This is a genomic window from Amycolatopsis sp. NPDC098790 (genome assembly GCF_044759945.1).
Lineage (GTDB): Bacteria > Actinomycetota > Actinomycetes > Mycobacteriales > Pseudonocardiaceae > Amycolatopsis.
Genome location: NZ_JBIWAI010000002.1, coordinates 2,287,416 through 2,306,680, shown reverse-complemented (window position 1 = coordinate 2,306,680; position 19,265 = coordinate 2,287,416). Strand labels below are relative to the sequence as shown.

General features: G+C 72.5%; 18 protein-coding genes. 12 read left to right on the top strand and 6 right to left on the bottom strand.

Annotation, left to right across the window (positions count from 1 at the left end):
- Positions 1–64: 64 nt before the first annotated feature.
- Positions 65–1,030, bottom strand: a complete 966-nt coding sequence (locus ACIQWX_RS24345; protein WP_400875137.1) for a UDP-glucuronic acid decarboxylase family protein — start codon at positions 1,028–1,030, stop codon at positions 65–67.
- A gap of 72 nt (positions 1,031–1,102) precedes the next feature.
- On the opposite strand from ACIQWX_RS24345, the gene ACIQWX_RS24340 reads away from it, so the two are divergent.
- From ACIQWX_RS24340 to ACIQWX_RS24330, 3 genes are read left to right on the top strand one after another with little or no spacing between them, the layout of a single operon-like run.
- Positions 1,103–1,951, top strand: a complete 849-nt coding sequence (locus tag ACIQWX_RS24340) for a polysaccharide pyruvyl transferase family protein (RefSeq protein ID WP_400875135.1) — start codon at positions 1,103–1,105, stop codon at positions 1,949–1,951.
- Positions 1,948–2,814 carry a glycosyltransferase family 2 protein gene (locus tag ACIQWX_RS24335; RefSeq protein ID WP_400875132.1) on the top strand — a complete coding sequence of 289 codons (867 nt, stop codon included), beginning with the start codon at positions 1,948–1,950 and terminating at the stop codon, positions 2,812–2,814. The genes ACIQWX_RS24340 and ACIQWX_RS24335 overlap by 4 nt, the downstream gene beginning before the upstream one ends.
- Positions 2,793–3,683 carry a glycosyltransferase family 2 protein gene (locus tag ACIQWX_RS24330; protein ID WP_400875129.1) on the top strand — a complete coding sequence of 297 codons (891 nt, stop codon included), beginning with the start codon at positions 2,793–2,795 and terminating at the stop codon, positions 3,681–3,683. Before ACIQWX_RS24335 ends, ACIQWX_RS24330 begins: the two co-directional genes overlap by 22 nt.
- A gap of 266 nt (positions 3,684–3,949) precedes the next feature.
- Here ACIQWX_RS24330 and ACIQWX_RS24325 read toward each other — a convergent pair whose 3' ends face one another.
- Together ACIQWX_RS24325 and ACIQWX_RS24320 are read right to left on the bottom strand one after the other, a co-directional pair.
- Positions 3,950–5,158, bottom strand: coding sequence for a glycosyltransferase family 4 protein (locus tag ACIQWX_RS24325; protein WP_400875126.1), 1,209 nt, complete (start codon positions 5,156–5,158; stop codon positions 3,950–3,952).
- Between the two features lie 23 nt (positions 5,159–5,181).
- On the bottom strand, positions 5,182–6,111 hold the full coding sequence (locus ACIQWX_RS24320) for a glycosyltransferase (protein ID WP_400875124.1): 930 nt from the start codon (positions 6,109–6,111) through the stop codon (positions 5,182–5,184).
- 93 nt (positions 6,112–6,204) lie between these two features.
- On the opposite strand from ACIQWX_RS24320, the gene ACIQWX_RS24315 reads away from it, so the two are divergent.
- From ACIQWX_RS24315 to ACIQWX_RS24285, 7 genes are all read left to right on the top strand, one after another.
- Positions 6,205–6,819: a DUF47 domain-containing protein gene (locus ACIQWX_RS24315; protein ID WP_400875121.1), complete on the top strand. Its 615-nt coding sequence runs from the start codon at positions 6,205–6,207 to the stop codon at positions 6,817–6,819.
- Positions 6,820–7,815 (top strand): anion permease, encoded by a 996-nt coding sequence (locus ACIQWX_RS24310; protein WP_400875119.1) that lies wholly within the window; start codon positions 6,820–6,822, stop codon positions 7,813–7,815. It abuts the gene before it with no gap.
- A gap of 177 nt (positions 7,816–7,992) precedes the next feature.
- Positions 7,993–9,183, top strand: coding sequence for a zinc-dependent alcohol dehydrogenase (locus ACIQWX_RS24305; protein WP_400875116.1), 1,191 nt, complete (start codon positions 7,993–7,995; stop codon positions 9,181–9,183).
- Positions 9,184–9,203: 20 nt separating this feature from the next.
- Complete coding sequence (locus ACIQWX_RS24300; RefSeq protein WP_400875113.1) at positions 9,204–11,228, top strand: CocE/NonD family hydrolase; 2,025 nt, start codon at positions 9,204–9,206, stop codon at positions 11,226–11,228.
- Positions 11,229–11,262: 34 nt separating this feature from the next.
- Complete coding sequence (locus tag ACIQWX_RS24295; RefSeq protein WP_400875111.1) at positions 11,263–12,336, top strand: NAD-dependent epimerase/dehydratase family protein; 1,074 nt, start codon at positions 11,263–11,265, stop codon at positions 12,334–12,336.
- 14 nt (positions 12,337–12,350) lie between these two features.
- Positions 12,351–13,943 carry a phytoene desaturase family protein gene (locus tag ACIQWX_RS24290; protein ID WP_400875108.1) on the top strand — a complete coding sequence of 531 codons (1,593 nt, stop codon included), beginning with the start codon at positions 12,351–12,353 and terminating at the stop codon, positions 13,941–13,943.
- 123 nt (positions 13,944–14,066) lie between these two features.
- Positions 14,067–15,464, top strand: coding sequence for an FAD-dependent monooxygenase (locus ACIQWX_RS24285; RefSeq protein ID WP_400875105.1), 1,398 nt, complete (start codon positions 14,067–14,069; stop codon positions 15,462–15,464).
- Here the strand turns inward: ACIQWX_RS24285 and ACIQWX_RS24280 are convergent, their stop codons facing one another.
- Positions 15,465–15,932, bottom strand: a complete 468-nt coding sequence (locus ACIQWX_RS24280) for an SRPBCC family protein (protein WP_400875102.1) — start codon at positions 15,930–15,932, stop codon at positions 15,465–15,467. It lies immediately after the preceding gene.
- 81 nt (positions 15,933–16,013) lie between these two features.
- On the opposite strand from ACIQWX_RS24280, the gene ACIQWX_RS24275 reads away from it, so the two are divergent.
- On the top strand, positions 16,014–17,000 hold the full coding sequence (locus tag ACIQWX_RS24275) for a YihY/virulence factor BrkB family protein (RefSeq protein WP_400875099.1): 987 nt from the start codon (positions 16,014–16,016) through the stop codon (positions 16,998–17,000).
- A 4-nt stretch (positions 17,001–17,004) separates the two neighbouring features.
- Entirely contained in the window at positions 17,005–17,385 is a 381-nt protein-coding gene (locus ACIQWX_RS24270; RefSeq protein ID WP_400875096.1) for a VOC family protein, read from the top strand.
- Between the two features lie 366 nt (positions 17,386–17,751).
- On the opposite strand, the gene ACIQWX_RS24265 is transcribed toward ACIQWX_RS24270, so the two are convergent.
- Positions 17,752–18,096, bottom strand: a complete 345-nt coding sequence (locus ACIQWX_RS24265; RefSeq protein ID WP_400875093.1) for a hypothetical protein — start codon at positions 18,094–18,096, stop codon at positions 17,752–17,754.
- 122 nt (positions 18,097–18,218) lie between these two features.
- Positions 18,219–19,232: a DNA topoisomerase IB gene (locus ACIQWX_RS24260; protein ID WP_400875090.1), complete on the bottom strand. Its 1,014-nt coding sequence runs from the start codon at positions 19,230–19,232 to the stop codon at positions 18,219–18,221.
- Positions 19,233–19,265 lie beyond the last annotated feature (33 nt).

Sequence of the window (19,265 nt, the reverse complement as noted above, 5' to 3'; positions counted from 1 at the left end):
CTATAGCGCTACCCGGCGAAGTCACCCATAAACGATTGCGCGCAAAACCCCTGGGCGTCGCTACTCAGCGCAGCGGCGCTCGCCGGAACCACGCCGCAGTGCGACGGAGACCGTCGTCGGCGTCGATCTTCGGTTCCCACCCGAGGACGTCCCGCGCGAGGGAGATGTCGGGGCACCGGCGCTTCGGGTCGTCGACGACGGCGTCGATCTCCTCGATCGGCGAGGCCGACCCGGTGATCTCCTTGATCCGCTCGGCGACCTGGCGGACGGTCAGCTCGTGCGGGTTGCCGATGTTGACCGGTCCCGGGTGGTCCGACCGCGCGAGGGCCACGAGGCCGCGGACGGTGTCCTCGACGTAGCAGATGGACCGCGTCTGCTCGCCGGTGCCGGTGACGGTGATCGGTTCGCCCTTGAGGGCCTGGTCGAGGAACGCGGGGATCATCCGGCCGTCGTGGGCACGCATCCCGGGGCCGTAGGTGTTGAAGATCCGCGCGATCCCCGTGTCGACGCCGTGTTCGCGGCGGTAGGCCGACGTCAGCGCCTCGGCGAAGCGCTTGGCCTCGTCGTAGACGCTGCGGGGGCCGATCGGGTTGACGTTGCCCCAGTACTCCTCGCGCTGCGGGTGCTCCAGGGGATCGCCGTAGACCTCGCTGGTGGAGGCGAGGACGAACCGGGCGCCGTCGCGGCGGGCGAGGTCGAGTGCGTGCTCGGTACCGTGCGAACCCGCGCGCAGCGTCTCCAGCGGCAGGGCGAGGTAGTCGCGCGGCGATGCGGCCGACGCGAGGTGGAACACGACGTCGGCCCGGCAGCCCAGCGGCATCGGCTGGGTGACGTCGTGGCGCACGAACTGGAACTTCTCGTGGCGGCGCAGCGTGTCGAGGGTGTCCGCCGAGGACGTCGCGAGGTTGTCCACGGCGATCACTTCGACGTCTTCTCCGAGCAGCAGCTCGCACAGGTGCGCACCGACGAAGCCGGCACCCCCGGTCACCACCGCACGTTCGAACCGCCTGGTCACTCCCGGATTCGTCATGCCGTGGCGGCTACCCGGCGGTTCCCGTGGCAAACCCCGTGTAAGGCCACCCCGATCGGGTAAGCCGCCGGTATGCGAGTTCTGCTCACCGGATGGGCCAGTTTCCTGCACGGCGAAGCGACCGCGGGTGACGTCCTCAGCTTGCGCGCGGTGGGGGCCGCGCTCGCGCGGGCGGGGATCGGCCACGACGTCGCGTGGAGCCCCGGCTTCCGGCCCGGCGCCCGGCACCTGCCCGACGCGCCGCCGTCGGAGTACACGCACGTCGTGTTCGCCTGCGGCCCGGTGCACGGGCCGCAGGTGCGTTCGCTGCACGAGCGGTACGCGTCCTGCCGCCGGATCGCCGTGGGCGTGACCGTGCCCGACCCGGAAGACCCGGCGGTGACCGGGTTCCACCGGATCTTCCCGCGCGACGACGGCGTCACCGCGGACCTGTCCCTGGCCGCGACGGTCTCGACGACCCCGGTGCTCGGCGTGGTGCTCGCCCCGCACCAGCCCGAATACGGCGGTGCGGGGCGGCACGACGACGTCCACGAAGCGCTGACCGGCTGGGTCGCCGGCCTGGACTGCGCGCGGGTGCCCCTGGACACCCGGCTGGCGCACGAGGACTGGGAGCGGTGCGCCACGCCGGACCAGTTCGTCTCCCTGGTGTCCAAAATGGACGCTGTCGTCACCACCCGGCTGCACGGGCTGGTGCTCGGGTTGAAGGCGGGGGTTCCGGTGGTGGCCGTCGATCCGGTGGCCGGCGGCGGGAAGGTGACCGCGCAGGGGAAAGCACTCGGCTGGCCGGTCGTCGCCGCCGAGGACGTCGCGGACACCGCCTTGCTCGACGCCCGCCTGAAGTGGTGCCTGTCCACCGCGGTCGAGCCGCCGCCGGCGCCGTCCTTGGCCGGGCTCGTGGCCGAGCTGGCGGGCTCGCGGTGAGCGCGCGCACGACCGTCGTCATCGCCACCCACAACCGCGCCGGGGAGCTGGCGCGCACCCTCGCCCAGCTGTCCTCTTTGGACCCGCGCCCGCCGGTCGTGGTGCTGGACAACGCTTCCGAGGACGACACGGCCGACGTCGCCGCGCGCTTCCCCGGCGTCCGGCTGATCCGGCTGCCGCACAACCTCGGGGCCGCCGCCCGCACGCTCGGGGTGCTCGTCGCGGAGACGCCCTACGTGGCCTTCAGCGACGACGACTCGTGGTGGGCGCCCGGCGCCCTGCCCGAAGCCGAACGGATCTTCGACGAACACCCGCGGACCGGCCTGCTCGCCGCGCGCACCCTCGTCGGCCCGGAATGCCGGGACGACCCGGTGACGCCCGACATGGAGAGAAGCCCGCTGGGCCGTCCCGACGGCGCGCCCGGGCCGCTGGTCCTCGGGTTCCTCGCCTGCTCCGCGATCGTCCGGCGGACGGCGTACCTGCAGGTGGGCGGCTTCAGCCCGTTGCTGCACTTCGGGGCGGAGGAGCAGCTGCTCGCCTACGACCTGGCCGCGCGCGGCTGGGACGTCTGCTACGTCGGGCACCTGCGTGCCCACCACCACCCGTCGCGGTCGCGGCCGCCGTCGTCCTGGCGCCGCCGCGCCGAGCTGCGCAACCGGCTGCTCATCGCCGTGCTGCGCCGTCCGCCGCGCGTCTGCCGCCGGGAGGTGGCCCGGACGCTCGTCACCGCGCCCGGCGCCGTCCTCGGCGCGGTGGCCCGGCTGCCCCGGGCGCTCGGCTCCCGCCGCGTCCTGCCCGCCCACGTCGAACACCAGGCCCGGACTCTGGAAAGGACCGCCGAATGGCGCGCATCTCGGTCGTGATCATCACCTGCAACCGGCGAGAGCAGATGCGGGAGACCTTGGCGCACATGACGTCCTTACCGGACGATCCGCCGATCTTCGTGGCGGACAACGGATCCGCGGACGGAACGGCCGCCATGGTCGCGCGCGAGTTCCCCGGCGTCCGCCTGTTCGCGTTGGCGGAGAACCTCGGCGCGGTGGCGCGCAACGTGGCCGTCGAAGAGGTCACGACGCCGTACGTCGCGTTCTGCGACGACGACACGACCTGGCAGCCGGGTGCGCTGACCCGGGCGGCGGACATCCTCGACGCCCATCCCGGCCTGGGCTCGGTGACCGGCCGCTGCCTGGTCGAGCCGGGCCTGTCGGAGGACCCGATCACGCCGGAGCTGCGCGAATCGCCGGTGCCGGGCCCCTCGTGGCTGCCGGGGCCGGCGCTGCTGGGCATCATGGCCGGGCTGACCGCGGTGCGCGCGAGCGCGTTCCGCGAGGTCGGCGGCTTCTCGACGCGGATGTGGCTGGGCGGCGAGGAGGAGCTGTTCGCGCTGGACCTCGCCGCGCGCGGCTGGTGGATGTGCTGGGCCGAGGACGTCGTGATCCACCACGCGCCGTCGAAGCTGCGGGACCCGCGCCACCGCCGCCGCCTCGGCATCCGCAATACACTGTGGACACTCCTGCTGCGCCGCCCGTGGCCGGCGGTCTTCCGCCGCGGCCGCGAGGTGCTGCGCACGGCGCCTCGCGACCGCGCGACGGCGGCGGCCCTGCTCGACGTGCTCCGCGGCCTGCCGTGGGTCCTGCGCGACCGCCGGGTGGTTCCACCGCACGTCGAGCACGGCCTGTACCTGCTGGAAGAACCCCAGCGGAATTCGAAGGCCCGCCGTTACGTGGGCTGAACGCCGTGACGGCCCATTCACGGCCTGAGAAGCCAGGGTCCGGCAAAGTCGCGCGTGCTCATTCCCCTCTCTGCTCAGGGCGCAGCTCGCGCTTCAAGCCGGAAGGGCGCTCCTCCTCGGCAGCCCGGAGGCCGCGGCGGTGCCGCGAATGCCTCATTCGAGACCTCCCACGTCCCGAATGCGGCATTCGCGACCTTCAAGTCCTGGCTGCCGCCAGGGCGGAGACCTGGCCTGAGAAGCCGTGAATGGGCCGTTCTCGGTCTTCGTCAGCGGGCCTCGGCGGTGGCGGCGGTCTGCGGGACGAGCTTGTGGTACGCCCGCAGCGTGTCGGCCGCGACGCGGTCCCACGAATAGCGGGCCACCGCGCGGTCGTGGCCGGCGGTGCCGTACGCGTGGCAGAGCGCCGGGTCGTCCAGCAGCCGGCGGACCCGGGACGCCAGCTCCTTCGGCTGGTGCGGCCGGACCAGCAGCCCGGTGACGCCGTCGACGACGGTGTCGGTCAGCCCGCCCACCGCGGCCGCGACCACCGGGACCCCGCAGGCCATCGCTTCGAGGGGCACGATCCCAAACGGCTCGTACCACGGCGTGCACACGACGGCGTCGGCCGAGCGCAGCAGCGCCGGCATGTCCTCACGCGACACCTGGCCGGGCCACCGGACGCGTTCGCCGACACCGAGCCGGTCGGCCAGCTCCCGCAGCCGCTTCGCCTCGGGGTCCTGCGACAGCCGCCCACGCTCGGGACCGCCCGCGATCACCAGTTCGGTGTCCGGCAGCTGCGCGAGCGCGGTGATCGCGATGTCGAACCCTTTACGCGGCACCAGCCTGCCGACGGCCACCAGGCGGTGGCGTTCCCGGCGGCGGGCGATGGGCCCGTCGGGGGAGAAGCGCCCGAGGTCGACGCCGCAGGGCACGATCGAGATCCGCGACCGCGGCACGCCGAGGCGCGACAGCTCGAACACCTCGTCGGAGCAGGTGGCGATGACGCGCCCGGCCTGCCGGCCGATGATGCGCTCCAGCCGGATCCGGTCGGCCGGGCTGGTGTCCTGGTCGCCCTGGTACCGCTTCTTGACGACGCCCAGGGCGTGGAACGTCTGGGCGACCGGTGTCGTGGTCGCGCTCGCCGCGAGGACGGTCGCGAGGCCGGACATCCAGAAGTGCGCGTGCGCGACGTCCGGGCGGTCGGCGGCCCACCGGTCGCGCAGGAAGCTCCCGAACTCGCCCATGTACGGCAGGAGGCGGTCCTTCGGCTCCTTCCGCGGCGGCCCGGCGGGCACGTGCACGACGTCGTACCCCTGCGGCGTCCGGACCTCGGCGGGTTCGTCGAGGCTCTCCCGGCGCGTGTAGACGGTGACGTCGTGGCCGGCGCGCACCAGGGCCGCCGACAGCTCGGCGACGTGCACGTTCTGTCCGCCGGCGTCGGCCTCGCCCAACGCGGCCAGTGGGTTGGCGTGCTCGGACACCATCGCGATCTTCATCGGTGAGGCGTTCCCTTCGGGGTTCAGCGGGCCGTCTCGGCGAGGAGGTGGTCCCAAGTGGTGAGGAAGGCGTCCAGCCCGTGTTTTTTCAGGGCGTGTTCGCGGGCGTTCTTGCCGGCCAGCGCGGCGAAGTCGGGTTCGTGCACCAGCTCGCGGAAACCCCGGGCCAGCACGGAAACGTCGGTGGAGAGCACGCCCGCGTCGGGCGGCACGGCCTCGATCGCTTCGGTGGCGGCGAAGACGACGACCGGCATGGCCAGGTGCATCGCCTCCAGGAGGGACAGTCCCAGCGACGTCCAGCGGGCGGTGTGCAGGTAGACGCGGCGGCGGGCGATCTCGTCGTGCAACGCCGGCGCGGGGACGTCGCCGCGGCCGCCGACCTCTTCCGTGCCCATGCCGAACAGGTCGACCGGCGCGGCTTCGGCGAGCGTGTCGAGGAGGTCGGCGCCGGTGACGCGGCGGCGGCGCACCGGTTCGTTGATCATCGACACGCCGGCGGCGAGCTCGCCGGTGTAGCGTGCGCCGGGGTCGGGGATGCCGTGCGGGACGACGGTGGTGGGCGCGCGGCCGCAGTCCCACATCGCCTCGTTGAAGTGGGTCACGTGCGCGACCGTGATGTCCGACCGCGCTGCCAGCGGGTGCTCGCTCGAAGCGGCGTACGGCCGCGGCGCGTTGTGCTCGACGTAGACGGCCGGCGCGCCCAGGCGCGCCACGAGGTCCAGCTCCTCCGGGCGCTGCACGACGACGACGTCCGGCTCGGCCTCGGCCAGGCGGTCGAGCGGCACCTCGGTCACGGACGGCCAGTCGCGGCCCGCCTTCCCGAGTCCCCAGGGCGCGCCTTCGGGCGACACCGGCAGCAGGTACTGGTGGCGGCCGCGGACGAAGGCGTCGGTCCACGAGCCGTGCACGTGCCAGAGCAGTACCCGCAGGCGCCGGGATCGGGGTTCGGTCATGGCCCACTGGTTTCCCGGAGAACGGGCGTTAAACGTGCAGTTGAACGGGGTACCCGGCTCGTGGCTGCTGCGTCGACGAAGGGACGGCCATCCATGCGGTTCACCCCACGGGGTACCCGGTTCTTCGACCTGCTCACCGACGCGGGCAGAAACCTGGTGACCGCCACGGCGGTGCTGCGCGACCTCGTCGCCGCCGAACCCGGCGAGCGGGAACAGCTCGCCAAGCGCCTGCACGAGGTCGAGCACCACGGCGACGAGCTGATGCACACCATCATGGTCGAGCTGAACAGCTCGTTCGTGACGCCGTTCGACCGCGAGGACATCCAGGCGCTGGCCGGGAAGATCGACGACGTCCTGGACTTCATGGACACCGCGGCGGACCTGGCCGTGCTGTACCGCATCGAGGCGTTCCCGCCGGGCACCGACGTGCTGGTCCGGGTGCTGTGCCGGTGCGCCGAGCTGACCGCGAACTCGATGCCGGGGCTCGCGAAGGTGGGCGAGCTCGAGCCGTACTGGATCGAGATCAACGAGCTGGAGAACGAGGCCGACCGCGTCTACCGGCGGGTACTGGCCCACCTGTTCGAGCCGGGTGGCGACGCGCTCGAGGTGCTGAAGACCAAGGAGGTCGTCGAGCAGTTCGAGCTGGCGGCCGACGCCTTCGAGCACGTCGCCGACGTGGTGCAGACCATCGCCGTCAAGGAGTCCTGAGTGACGGGCACGGCCGCCCTGGTCGTGGTGATCGTCCTGACGCTCTTCTTCGATTACACCAACGGGTTCCACGACGCGGCGAACGCGATCGCGAGCGCGGTGTCGACGCGGGCGCTGACCCTGCGCGCGGCGCTGCTGCTGGCAGCGGTGATGAACCTGGCGGGCGCACTGCTGTCGACGGGCATCGCCGCGACGGTGGCGAAGGGCATCATCGACGTCCCGGCCGGCCCGGACGCGCTGACGGTGGTGTTCGCCGCTCTCGCCGGCGCGATCACCTGGAACCTGGTGACCTGGTACTTCGGGCTGCCTTCGTCGTCCTCGCACTCGCTGATCGGCGGGATGGTGGGCGCGGCGCTGGCCGCGGCGAGCACGGTGCACTGGGCGGGGATCGCCGAGAAGGTGCTGATCCCGATGGTGGCGTCGCCGCTGCTCGGGCTGGGGCTGGGGTACGCGGCGATGGTGGCGGCGCTGTGGTTGCTGCGGCGGGCGAACCCGCACCGCAGCGGCCGGGTGTTCCGCCGGTTCCAGATCCTTTCGGCGTCGGCGCTCGCCTTGGGCCACGGGTTGCAGGACGCGCAGAAGGGCATGGGCGTGATCGTCCTGGCGTTGGTGGCGGCGGGGGAGCAGTCGACGTTTTCGGTGCCGTTGTGGGTGACCCTGCTGTGCGCGGCGGCCTTGTCGCTGGGCACCTATTCGGGTGGTCTCCGGATCATGCGGACACTGGGCCGGCGGGTGTTCCCGCTCGACCCGCCGCACGGGTTCGTGGCGGAGTCGGTGGCGTCATCGGTGCTGTACGTGACGGCGTTCGCGGTGAAGGCCCCGATCTCGACGACCCACGTGATCACGGCGGCGATCATGGGAGTGGGCGCGACGCGGCGGCTGTCGGCGGTGCGGTGGGGGATCGCGAGGGACATCGTGCTGGGGTGGGTGTTGACCTTCCCGGCGGCGGCCGCGGTGGCGGCGGCGGTGTACCTGGTGGCGGACGCGCTGACCTGAGCCGCGTGGGTCGGTCTGGGCCGAGGCGATGACAGGAATGAGTCATTCACGTCGTCTGGCGACATGAATGAGTCATTCACGTCATCCGGCCGCCGCGAGCCGCTGACCTGAGCCGCGTTTGCCGTCTCCTCCTGCGGGAAACCGGGCCCCGAGACCCGTACCCGGAAAGGGAGAGCCATGAAGGCAGTGACCTGGCACGGCAAGCGCGACGTCCGCGTCGACGAAGTACCGGACCCCAAGATCGAGGAGTCCACCGACGCCGTCATCCGCGTCACCTCGACCGGGATCTGCGGCTCCGACCTGCACCTCTACGAAGTGCTCGGCGCGTTCATGACCGAAGGCGACATCCTCGGCCACGAGCCGATGGGCGTCGTCGAGGAGGTCGGGGACGCCGTGTCGAACCTCAAGCCCGGTGACCGCGTCGTCATCCCCTTCAACATCTCCTGCGGCCACTGCTGGATGTGCGAACGCGGCCTGCAGTCGCAGTGCGAGACCACCCAGGTCAAGGAACACGGCAAGGGCGCTTCGCTGCTCGGCTACACCAAGCTCTACGGCCAGGTCCCCGGCGGCCAGGCCGAGTACCTGCGCGTCCCGCAGGCGCAGTACGGCCCGATCAAGGTCCCCGAAGGCCCGCCGGACGAGCGGTTCGTCTACCTCTCCGACGTCGTCCCCACCGCGTGGCAGGCCGTCGAGTACGCCGCCGTCCCGAAGGACGGCACCGTCGTCGTCTTCGGGCTCGGGCCGATCGGGCAGATGTGCTGCCGGATCGCGCGGCACCGCGGGGCCGCGCAGGTCATCGGCGTCGACCTCGTGCCCGAGCGGCTCGCCCGGGCCCGCGAGCACGGCGCCACCGCCCTCGACACCCGCGACCACAAGGACATCGGCGACGCCATCCGGCAGCTCACCAGCGGCCGCGGCGCGGACTCCGTCATCGACGCCGTCGGCATGGAAGCCCACGGCGCCCCGGTCGGCAAGCTCGCGCACACCCTCGTCGGCCTGCTGCCGCAGCCGCTGGGCGAGAAGATCACCGAGAAGGCCGGCATCGACCGCCTGAGCGTGCTCTACGCCGCGATCGACGCCGTCCGCCGCGGCGGCACCATTTCGCTGTCCGGCGTCTACGGCGGCATGGTCGACCCGATGCCGATGATGGAGCTGTTCGACAAGCAGGTGCAGCTGCGGATGGGCCAGGCCAACGTCCGGCACTGGCTCGACGACATCATGCCGGTGCTCACCGGCGACGGCGACCCGCTCGGCGTCGAGGGCTTCGCCACCCACAAGCTGCCGCTGGCCGACGCGCCGCGCGCGTACGAGATCTTCCAGAAGAAGCTCGACGGCGCGCAGAAGATCCTGTTGCAGCCCAACGCGTAACCCCGGGAGGGAACCGACCCTTGCGAGCCGTCACCTCGCTGCCGTACGAAATCACCGTCACCGACCACGTCCGGATCCCGGCGTCCGACGGGACCGTGCTGTCCGCCCGCATCTGGCGGCCGGTCTCGTCGGACACCGAGCCGGTGCCGGCGATCCTCGAGTACATCCCGTACCGCAAGCGCGACCTGACCGCCCCGCGCGACTCGATCCACCACCCCTACCTCGCCGGCCACGGCTACGCGTGCGTGCGCGTCGACATCCGGGGCACCGGCGAGTCCGAGGGCGTTCTGGCCGACGAGTACCTCGAACGCGAGCAGCTCGACGCCGAGGACGTTCTCGAGTGGATCGCCGCGCAGCCGTGGTGCACCGGCGACACGGGCATGATGGGGATCTCCTGGGGCGCGTTCGCCGCTCTCCAGGTCGCGGCGCGCAAGCCGCCGAGCCTGCGCGCGATCGTGATCTCGTCGTTCACCGACGACCGGTTCGCCGACGACATGCACTACATGGGCGGCTGCCTGCTGTCGGACAACGTCGCCGAGTCGGGCACGATGTTCTCCTACGCCACGTTGCCGCCCGACCCCGCGGTCGTCGGCGAGCGGTGGCGCGAGATGTGGCGGGAGCGGCTGGAGAACTGCAGCCTGTGGATCGAGAACTGGCTCGGCCACCAGCGCCGCGACGACTACTGGCGGCACGCTTCGGTGTCGGAGAACTACAGCGACGTCCAGGTCCCCGTGCTGGCCTCCAGCGGCTGGGCCGACGGCTACTCCAACGCCGTCATCCGGTTGCTCGCCCACCTCGACGTCCCGCGGCGCGGGCTGATCGGGCCGTGGTCGCACAAGTACCCGCACCTCGGCGAGCCGGGCCCGGCCATCGGGTACCTCCAGGAAGTCGTGACGTGGTGGGACCACTGGCTGCGCGGAGTCGACAACGAGGCCATGGACGGGCCGATGCTGCGGACGTGGATGCAGGAGAGCGTCCCGCCCTCGACGTCCTACGAGGACCGGCCCGGCCGGTGGGTCGGCGAGGCCACCTGGCCGTCGCCGCACGTGAAGCCGCAGGAGCTGCCGCTGACCCGGCACCGGCTCGCGCGGCCGGGGGAGACCGTCGAAGACGAGGCGCTGACGGTGTCCTCGCCGCTGTCGGTCGGGCAGTTCTCCGGCAAGTGGGCGTCCTACAGCGCCCCGCCGGACCTGCCCTACGACCAGCGCGAAGAGGACGGCGGCTCGCTGGTCTTCGACACCGACGTGCTCACCGAGCGCTGCGAGATCCTCGGCTCGCCGGTGGTGCGGCTGGAGGTGTCGGCCGACGAACCGGTGGCGATGGTCGCCGCCCGGCTGTCCGACGTCGCCCCGGACGGGCGCGCCACCCGCGTCACCTACGGCCTGCTCAACCTGACCCACCGGGACGGCCACGACGAACCCGCGCCGATGGAGCCGGGTCAGCGGTGCGCCGTCGAGATCGAGCTGAACGCCGTCGCGCAGGCTTTCCCGGCGGGGCACCGGATCCGGCTGTCACTGTCCACTTCGTACTGGCCGCTGGCGTGGCCGCCGCCGAAGCCGGTGCTGCTGAGTGTCCACACCGGACACAGCGCGCTGGAGCTGCCGGTGCGGCCGGTCGCCGAACCGGACGAGCTGCCCGCGCGGCCGTTCGGCGAACCCGAAGGCGCGCCGCCGATCTCCGTGACGCCGGTGGTGCCGGGGGAACAGCGCTGGACCGTGTCGCGCGACCTCGTCGACTACCACTCGGCGCTGGACATCGTGAAGAACGAGGGCACCGTGCGCTTCGACGACCTCGACCTCGAGGTCGCCCGCGACGTCCGGGAGCGCTACACCTGGGAGGCCGACGACTTCTGCTCGCCGGTCGCCGAAACCGAGTGGGTCGTGACGTTCTCCCGCGGCGAGTGGCTGGCGCGCAGCGAGACGCGCACCCGGGTGTCCTGCACGGACACCGAGTTCGTGATCGACGCCCGGCTCGACGGCTACGACGGCGCCCGCCGGATCGTCTCCCGCAACTGGCACCGGCGGATCCCGCGCGACCTGGTCTGAGTTTCATGTTCGCGTCACGGGGTACGCACTCCCTGTGCGGATCGTGATCACCGGGGCCACCGGCAACGTCGGGACGGCGCTGCTGGACGCCCTCGACCCTGCCTGCGACGTCGTCGGCCTGGCGCGCCGGCTGCCCGACACCACGGCCGAGCCGTACCGCCGGGCGGGCTGGCGCGCCGTCGACGTCGGGGTCCGGGGCGCCGAGCAGGAGCTGACCGGGCTGTTCGACGGTGCCGACGCCGTCGTCCACCTCGCCTGGTCCATCTCGCCCGTGCGCGGCGACCCGCCGATGTGGCGCACCAACGACCACGGCACCCGGCACGTCCTCGCCGCGGCCGCGGCGGCCGGCGTGCCGCACCTGGTCGTCGCGTCGTCGGTCGCGGCCTACGGCCCCGCGCCGCGCTGGGAGAAGGTGCCGGAAACCCACGCGTGCACCGGGATCCCGCACAGCGCCTACAGCCGCGGCAAGGCCGCGCTGGAGTCCCTGCTCGACCGGTTCGAGGAACGCCACCCCGAGGTCGCGGTGGCGCGGATCCGGCCGTGCGCGATCGTCCACCGGCGTGCCGCCGGGGAGTTCGCGCGCTGGCTGCTCGACCCGGTGGTGCCCGCCCGGATCGTCGGCGGCAAGCGGCTGCCGGTTCCGCTGTGGACCGGCCTGCGCGCCCAGGCGGTGCACACCTCCGACGTCGCCGAAGCGATCGGGCTGATCCTCGAACGCCGGTTCGCCGGCGCGGTCAACCTCGCCGCGCCCGAGGTCCTCGACTCCGACGCGCTGGCCGCGGTCCTCGGCGGACGGCGGATCCCGGTCCCGAAGCCGTTGGCGCTGGTGGCCGTCCGCGCGGCCTGGGCGGCCGGCGCGCTGCCGGTGCACCCGGGCTGGCTGGAACTCGCCGACCGCGCCGCGCTCGCGGACCCGACGCTGGCGGAGACCGCGCTGGGCTGGCAACCTCGGTACGACGCCGCGTCCGCGGTGGCCGAACTGGTCGCCGGGCTCCGGTCGGGCGAGGGGGCGGCGAGCCCGCCCCTGGCCCCGCCGCGCCGCGGTGGGGTCGTGTCCAGGCTGCGCTCGCTCACGCGGGTGGGGCCGAGCCACCAGTCGCAAGCCTGAACGGGAGGCCGCCAGTGAGCACCGAAGCCGCCGACGCCGTGGTGATCGGCGCCGGCCACAACGGACTGGTGGCGGCGAACCTGCTGGCCGACGCGGGCTGGTCGGTGCTCGTGCTGGAGGCGACCGAGCACGTGGGCGGCTCGGTCCGCACGGCCGAGGTCACCGAACCGGGCTTCCGCAACGACCTGTTCAGCGCGTTCTACCCGCTTTCGGCGGTTTCGCCGGTGATCCGCGGCCTGAAGCTGGAGGAGCACGGCCTGCGCTGGCGGCACGCCCCCGACGTCCTCGCGCACATCTTGCCCGACGACCGGTGCGCGGTGCTGTCCCGGGACGTCGACCGCACGGCGGCGTCGGCCGACGAGTTCGCCCCGGGCGACGGCGACGCGTGGCGGCGGCTGTTCGAGCAGTGGCGGGAGATCCGCGAGCCGTTGCTGAACGCGTTGTTCACGCCGTTCCCGCCGGTCCGTCCGGCACTGAAGCTGTTGCGGCGCACCGGAACCGGCGACGCGCTGCGCCTGGCGCGGATGCTGACGCTGCCGGCGCGCCGGTTCGGCGACGAGCTGTTCACCGGCGAGGGCGCGAAGCTGCTCGTGGCGGGGAACTCCGCGCACAGCGACCTTTCCGTGGACAACGCGGGCAGCGCGGTCTTCGGCTGGCTGCTCGCGATGATCGGCCAGGACGTGGGTTTCCCGGTGCCCGAAGGCGGGGCCGGGGAGCTGGTCGCGGCCTTGGTGCGCCGGCTGGAGTCCCGCGGCGGCCAGGTCCACTGTGGACGGCCGGTGCGCGAGGTGCTCGTCGGCGACGGCCGCGCGCTCGGCGTCCGGGACGGCTCGGGGGTCGCGGTGCGGGCGAACAAGGCCGTGCTGGCCGATGTGCCGGCACCGGTGCTGTACCGCAGGCTGGTGGGGGAGGAGTGGCTGCCGTCGCGGCTGCTCGAAGACCTCGGCAAGTTCGAATGGGACAGCGGCACGGTGAAGGTGGACTGGGCGCTGTCCGGCCCGATCCCGTGGACGGCCCCGGAGGCGCGCGGCGCCGGCACGATCCACTTGGGGACGGACCTGGACGGGCTGTCGGCGTTCGGCGGCGAACTGGCCCGCGGCCGGACCCCGCGCCGCCCGTTCCTGCTGCTGGGCCAGATGACGACGACGGACCCGACGCGCTCGCCGGCGGGCACGGAGGCGGCGTGGGCGTACACCCACGTACCGCGCGGCACGATGGAGAACCGCACGGCGCTGGAGCGGCGGGTCAAGCGCATCGAGGAGACGGTCGAGGCGAACGCGCCGGGGTTCACCGGGCTGATCAAGGCCCGGTACGCGCAGGGGCCGGCCGAGCTGGCGGACCACAACCCGGGCCTGGTGGGCGGCGCGATCAACGCGGGCACGACGGCGATCCACCAGCAGCTGTTCTTCCGGCCGGTGCCGGGAACGGGGCGCGCGGACACACCGGTCGACCGGCTGTTCCTGGCTGGGGCGTCGGCGCACCCGGGTGGGGCGGTGCACGGTGGGCCGGGCGCGAACGCGGCCAAGGCGGCGCTGGCGCGGGCGGGTGTCCTGGGTGGGGGGTACGCGGCGGTGATCCGGGCGGCCCACCGCGCGATCTACGGCTGAGCGCGGTGCCGCGGACCGCGAGCCCCATCCACCGCTGAGCCTTCGCCCTATTTCGCTTGCGGCGGTATCCCCGCTGCCGCATACTCGGCCGCCGGTGTCGGGACCTGCGGAAACGGGTGGTTCGTGTTCGATGTGATCATCGCCGGGTGTGGGCCCACCGGCGCCATGCTGGCTGCCGAGCTGCGGCTGCACGAGGTACGGGTGCTCGTCCTGGACAAGGAACCCGAGCCCGCGTCGTCGTTCGTCCGGGTCGTCAGCCTGCACACCCGCAGCCTCGAACTCATGGCGATGCGCGGCCTCCTGGACCGCCTCCTCGAACACGGTCGGCGGCGGCCGGTCGGCGGGGTCTTCGCCGCCATCCCGAAACCCGCGCCCGAAGCGCTGGAATCCGCCTACCAGCTGGGCATCCCGCAGCCCGTCGTCGACCGGTTGCTCGGCGACCACGCGGCCGACCTGGGCGCGGAGATCCGGCGCGGCCGTGCGCTGACCGGTCTGGACCAGGACGACGAAGGGGTGACCGTCGAACTCGCCGACGGCGAGCGGCTGCGGTCGCGGTACCTCGTCGGCTGCGACGGCGCCCGCAGCACCGTGCGCAAGCTGCTCGGCGTCGGCTTCCCCGGCGAACCGTCGCGCACCTTCACGCTGATGGGCGAGGTGGAAGCCGGCGCGCCACCGGAGGAAATCTCCGCCAGGGTCGCCGAGGTTCGTGAGACGACCAAGGCCTTCGACTTCCGGCCCATGGGAGCCGTCTACCGCGTCGTGGTTCCCGATTCAGGAGCCGGCGCTGAACAGCCGACTGTCGAAGACTTTCGGCAGGCGTTGCGTGCCGTCGCCGGCACCGACTTCGGCGTGCACTCCCCACGCTGGCTGTCCCGCTTCGGCGACGCGACCCGGCTGGTCGAGCAGTACCGCGTCGGACGCGTGCTGCTCGCCGGCGACGCCGCGCACATCCACCCGCCCGCCGGCGGGCAGGGCCTGAACCTCGGCGTCCAGGACGCGGTCAACCTCGGCTGGAAGCTCGCCGCCCGGATCCGCGGCCGGGCACCGGAAACCCTGCTCGACACCTACCACGCCGAACGCCACCCGGTGGCCGCGGACGTCCTGGCCAACACCCGCGCTCAGGTGGAACTCCAATCCGCCGGAGCCGTGCGCGCGCTGCTGACCGAGCTGATGGACCTCCCCGAGGTGAACCGGTACCTGATCGAGAAGATCATCGCGACCGGCGTCCGCTACGACTTCGGTGAAGGCCCGGACCTCGTCGGAAGGCGCCTGCGCGACGTCGAGCTGAATCGGGGAAAGCTCTACGACCGGCTGCACCGCGGGCGCGGCCTGGTCCTCGACCGCACCGAACGGCTGAGCGCCGGCGGCTGGGCGGACCGGGTGGACGTCATCGCCGATCCGGCCGCCGCGCTGGACGTCCCCGCGCTCCTGCTCCGTCCGGACGGGTACGTCGCCTGGGCCGGTGACCGGCAGCAGGAGCTGGACGTCCACCTGGCCCGCTGGTTCGGCGAGCCCGGCTGATCACGGGCGCGGGTGGCCGCTCTTCGCCCGGGCGTGCTTGCCGGTCGCCAGGTCGGCCAGCCGGGCCAGTGACTCCGTGTTCCGAGGCTTCACCAGCAGCGACTGGACGGCCGCCGGCAGCACCTTCCCGGGACCGCGGACGATGTGCTCGGTCATCCGGACCAGCGTCGCGCCTTCGCCGTGCGGTACGAGCGTGAGCCCGACCGCCGCCGCGCCCAGCGGCCAGCCGCGGGCTTCGAGGGACAGCGACAGGCCCGGCTCGACGGCCGTCACGACCGTCTCGTCCTGGATGTGCACCGGCCACGGGCCCACGCTGTGGTGGATCTTCGAGCCCACCGCGGGCCAGTCCTGCTCGACGTCGCGGATGTGCGAGCTGCCGACCACCCAGCCGGCGTAGAGCCAGCCGTCGGCGAGGACGTCGAACACGGCCTCGGGTGGTACGTCGATCACGCGGCTGACCTCGGTCACGGCTTCCTCCTGCTGTTCGGGACGAACCAGGAGTACCCCGCCACGGACGGGGTATGCCCCGCGCCGACGCAGGAGGTGGCGATGGCAGCCGATGGACGGAAAGCGCCCGAAGGTCCGGGCGAACTGAACAAGCGGACCTGGGGCGGGGTGCTCAAGCGCACCTTCAAGCAGTTCAACCGCGACAACCTGACCGACTGGGCCGCGGCGCTCACGTACTACGGCGTGCTGTCGCTGTTCCCGGGCATCATCGTGCTCACGGCGATCCTGGGCCTGCTGGGGCCGAACGCGATCCAGACCGTGATCGACAACATCAACCAGCTGGTTCCGGGGCAGGGCAAGGACATCCTCGTCGGCGCGATCAAGGAGCTGGCGGGCTCGCGCAGCCTGGCCGGGCCGCTGGCGATCATCGGCCTGCTCGGCGCGCTGTGGTCGGCGTCCGGCTACATCGGGGCGTTCATGCGCGCGTCGAACGCGATCTACGGGATGCCGGAGGGACGGCCGGTCTGGAAGACGATCCCGCTGCGGATCGCGCTGACGGTCGGGATCGTGGTGCTGCTGGCGGCGTGCGCGCTGGGCGTGGTGGCGACGGGCTCGGTGGCCCGCCGGATCGGCGACGCGATCGGCCTCGGGTCGACGGGCGTGCTGGTGTGGGAAATCGCGAAGTGGCCGGTGATCGCGCTGCTCGTCAGCCTGGCGTTCGCGCTGCTGTACTGGGTGGGGCCGAACGTGCGGCTGCCGGGGTTCAAGTGGCTGACGCCGGGCGGGTTGCTGGCGGTGGTGCTGTGGGTGCTGGCGTCGGCCGGGTTCGCGTTGTACGTGGCGAACTTCGGGTCGTACAACAAGACCTACGGTTCGCTGGCCGGGGTGATCGTGTTCCTTGTATGGTTGTGGATCTCGAACGTCGCGGTGCTGCTGGGGGCGGAGCTGGACGCCGAGCTGGCCCGCGGGCGCGCGATCGAGGCGGGCCGTTCGGACGACCAGGAGGAGCCGTTCCTGCCCCCGCGCGACACGAAGGCGATGGACGACGACGAAGCCGCGAGCGTGGCGAAGGAAACCGAACGGAGCTGAGCGGATGGCCTGCCGGATCACGGAACTGGTGCTGGACTGCCACGACCCGGACCGGCTGGCCGAGTTCTGGTGCGCGGTGCTCGGCTACGAGGTGATCGGCCACGAGCCGGACGGCCTGGAACTCGGGCCGCCCGGCGGCCGCTTCGGTTCCGGCCCGCCGACGCTGGTCCTGGCGCAGACCGAGAATCCCCGGCGCGGGAAGCTGCCGTTGCACCTGGACGTGAGCCCGGCGGGGACGGACCACGAGACGGAGCTGGCGAGGTTGCTGGCGTTGGGGGCCCGCCGGGCGGACGTGGGCCAGGACGGGACCGAGTCGTGGGAGGTGCTGCAGGACCCGGAGGGCAACGAGTTCTGCTTGCTGCGCAAGGACGTGGGGGAGGGCTGAGGGACGTTTCGGCGGATGTCTTGAATGAGTCATTCAGGACCTCGGAGGTCCTGAATGACTCATTCAAGACACGGGTGATTGTGGACATTTGTGATCTGGCGGGCGCGGGGCGGGGATAGCTGTCCTGTTGCGTCCCCTTCCGGCACCCCGAAGCTGTCATTGTGACTACGGCCGGCAACACCGCGTCAAGGCGGGAAAGATGCCTTGACCCGGCGTTGCCGGCCGTGTTCTGGCTTCGGATCGGGGTGCGGGGAGGTCTGGGTTCTCGTCGGTGCCTGTTCTCGCAGCCCTCTCGCCTGTGAAATCGGCAGGGCGAGGCAAGGCAGGCGGGCGCCCTCGGACCCCGGCCAACCCCTCCGGCCACCCTCAGCTGTCGGCAGCCTCCGCCGCGCACCGCCGCCACCGGACCTGATCCCCCGCAACCGGATCGGCGTGCCAAACAGCAGTCCCTTCGGACTCCCACACCGGCACCAACCGCCCGGTAACGACCCGTCCGCGAGCGACCCGCCCGAACAACTCGACCCCATCGGCCCGACGAGCCGCCGGAATCCACGCCGGGAACCTCGTGCGCGGCAGTTTCCGCTCGACCCACTCCCGGGCCGATCCCTCACTGCCGTGGTCGGACTCGACGATGCTCGACACCGGCCCGTCGCCGCCGACCGTCAGGCCGATCGACGCGCGCCAGCGCACGGAAGAAGCGTCGGGGTTCATCGGTCCCAGGTTCCCGGACGAGCGGGTCCGCGGGCCAGTACACGGACGGGTGGATCGCACTTCACTCACCGTGTCTCCTGTCACTCGACCGGGGAAGCCGGGGAAGTCTGTCCCCGACACAGTCACGCGCGGCTGAGCAGCCGCGCGCACGCCTTCTCCAGCACCGCCCGCGCGTCGTCGCCCTCGAGCCGCGCGGCCCTCTTCATCGCCGACGAGATCGTGCGCTCGTCGCGGTACGCCTCCACCAGCCGGGGGTCCACATAGGACGACCGGCACACCGCCGGGGTGTTGCCCAGCGCCTTCGAGACCTCCTTCATCACCCCGGACTCCGCCCGCTTGGCCGCCGCCTTCGACGCCGGGGCCTCCGCCGCCGCGAACGCGGCCGCCGCCAGGACCGTCGCGTTCCACGTCCGCAGGTCCTTCGCCGTGCAGTCGTCGCCGGCCAGCTCCTTGAACCGCTCGTTGACGTCGGCCGCGTGCACCTCGTGCCACGTCCGGCCGTCGCGGTAGACGAGCAGCCGGTCACTGCCCGTTTTGCTGCGCAGCAGCGACTTCACCACCGAAGCCAGCGCGGCGTCCCGGATCGCCACCTCCCGGTCGAGACCGCCCTTCGCGACGTAGCAGAACCGGCACTCGTCGCCGCGGACCGACGCGTGCGAGCGCAGGAGCGTCGCGACGCCGTGGGTGCCGTTCTCCTCCGCGTACTCCTCGCCGCCGGTGCGGAAGATCCCGCGGTCGAGCATCCGCAGCGCCGCGGCGAGGACCCTCTTCCGGGTGAGGCCGGACCCGGCCAGGTCCTCCTCGACCGACGCTCGCCACGACGGCAGGCGGCGCGCCATCGCCAGCACGCGGTCGTGCTTCTCCTCGTCGCGGTCCCGGCGCCACTGCTCGTGGTAGAGGTACTGGCGCCGCCCGGCGTCGTCGGTGCCGACCGCCTGGACGTGCCCGTTCTGGTACGGGCAGATCCACACGTTCCGCCAGGCGGGCGGGATGACCAGGCCCTTGATCCGGTCGAGCAGCTCCGGGTCGGTGACCGGCGAGCCATCGGGCGTGGCGTAGGAGAAGCCCCGGCCGCGGCGGATCCGCCGGATGCCGGGGCCGCGCAGGTCACTGCGGCGGAGTCGGGTGCGTCCCATCGCCGCGAAATACCCGCCCCGCGTACCGGGAAA

Bases quoted from the DNA above. Each gene is read 5' to 3' on its own strand.
- ACIQWX_RS24345 (WP_400875137.1), bottom strand. From the start codon at position 1,030: ATGACGAATCCGGGAGTGACCAGGCGGTTCGAACGTGCGGTGGTGACC.
- ACIQWX_RS24340 (WP_400875135.1), top strand. From the start codon at position 1,103: ATGCGAGTTCTGCTCACCGGATGGGCCAGTTTCCTGCACGGCGAAGCG.
- ACIQWX_RS24325 (WP_400875126.1), bottom strand. From the start codon at position 5,158: ATGAAGATCGCGATGGTGTCCGAGCACGCCAACCCACTGGCCGCGTTG.
- ACIQWX_RS24330 (WP_400875129.1), top strand. From the start codon at position 2,793: ATGGCGCGCATCTCGGTCGTGATCATCACCTGCAACCGGCGAGAGCAG.
- ACIQWX_RS24305 (WP_400875116.1), top strand. From the start codon at position 7,993: ATGAAGGCAGTGACCTGGCACGGCAAGCGCGACGTCCGCGTCGACGAA.
- ACIQWX_RS24320 (WP_400875124.1), bottom strand. From the start codon at position 6,111: ATGACCGAACCCCGATCCCGGCGCCTGCGGGTACTGCTCTGGCACGTG.
- ACIQWX_RS24270 (WP_400875096.1), top strand. From the start codon at position 17,005: ATGGCCTGCCGGATCACGGAACTGGTGCTGGACTGCCACGACCCGGAC.
- ACIQWX_RS24265 (WP_400875093.1), bottom strand. From the start codon at position 18,096: ATGAACCCCGACGCTTCTTCCGTGCGCTGGCGCGCGTCGATCGGCCTG.
- ACIQWX_RS24315 (WP_400875121.1), top strand. From the start codon at position 6,205: ATGCGGTTCACCCCACGGGGTACCCGGTTCTTCGACCTGCTCACCGAC.
- ACIQWX_RS24260 (WP_400875090.1), bottom strand. From the start codon at position 19,232: ATGGGACGCACCCGACTCCGCCGCAGTGACCTGCGCGGCCCCGGCATC.
- ACIQWX_RS24275 (WP_400875099.1), top strand. From the start codon at position 16,014: ATGGCAGCCGATGGACGGAAAGCGCCCGAAGGTCCGGGCGAACTGAAC.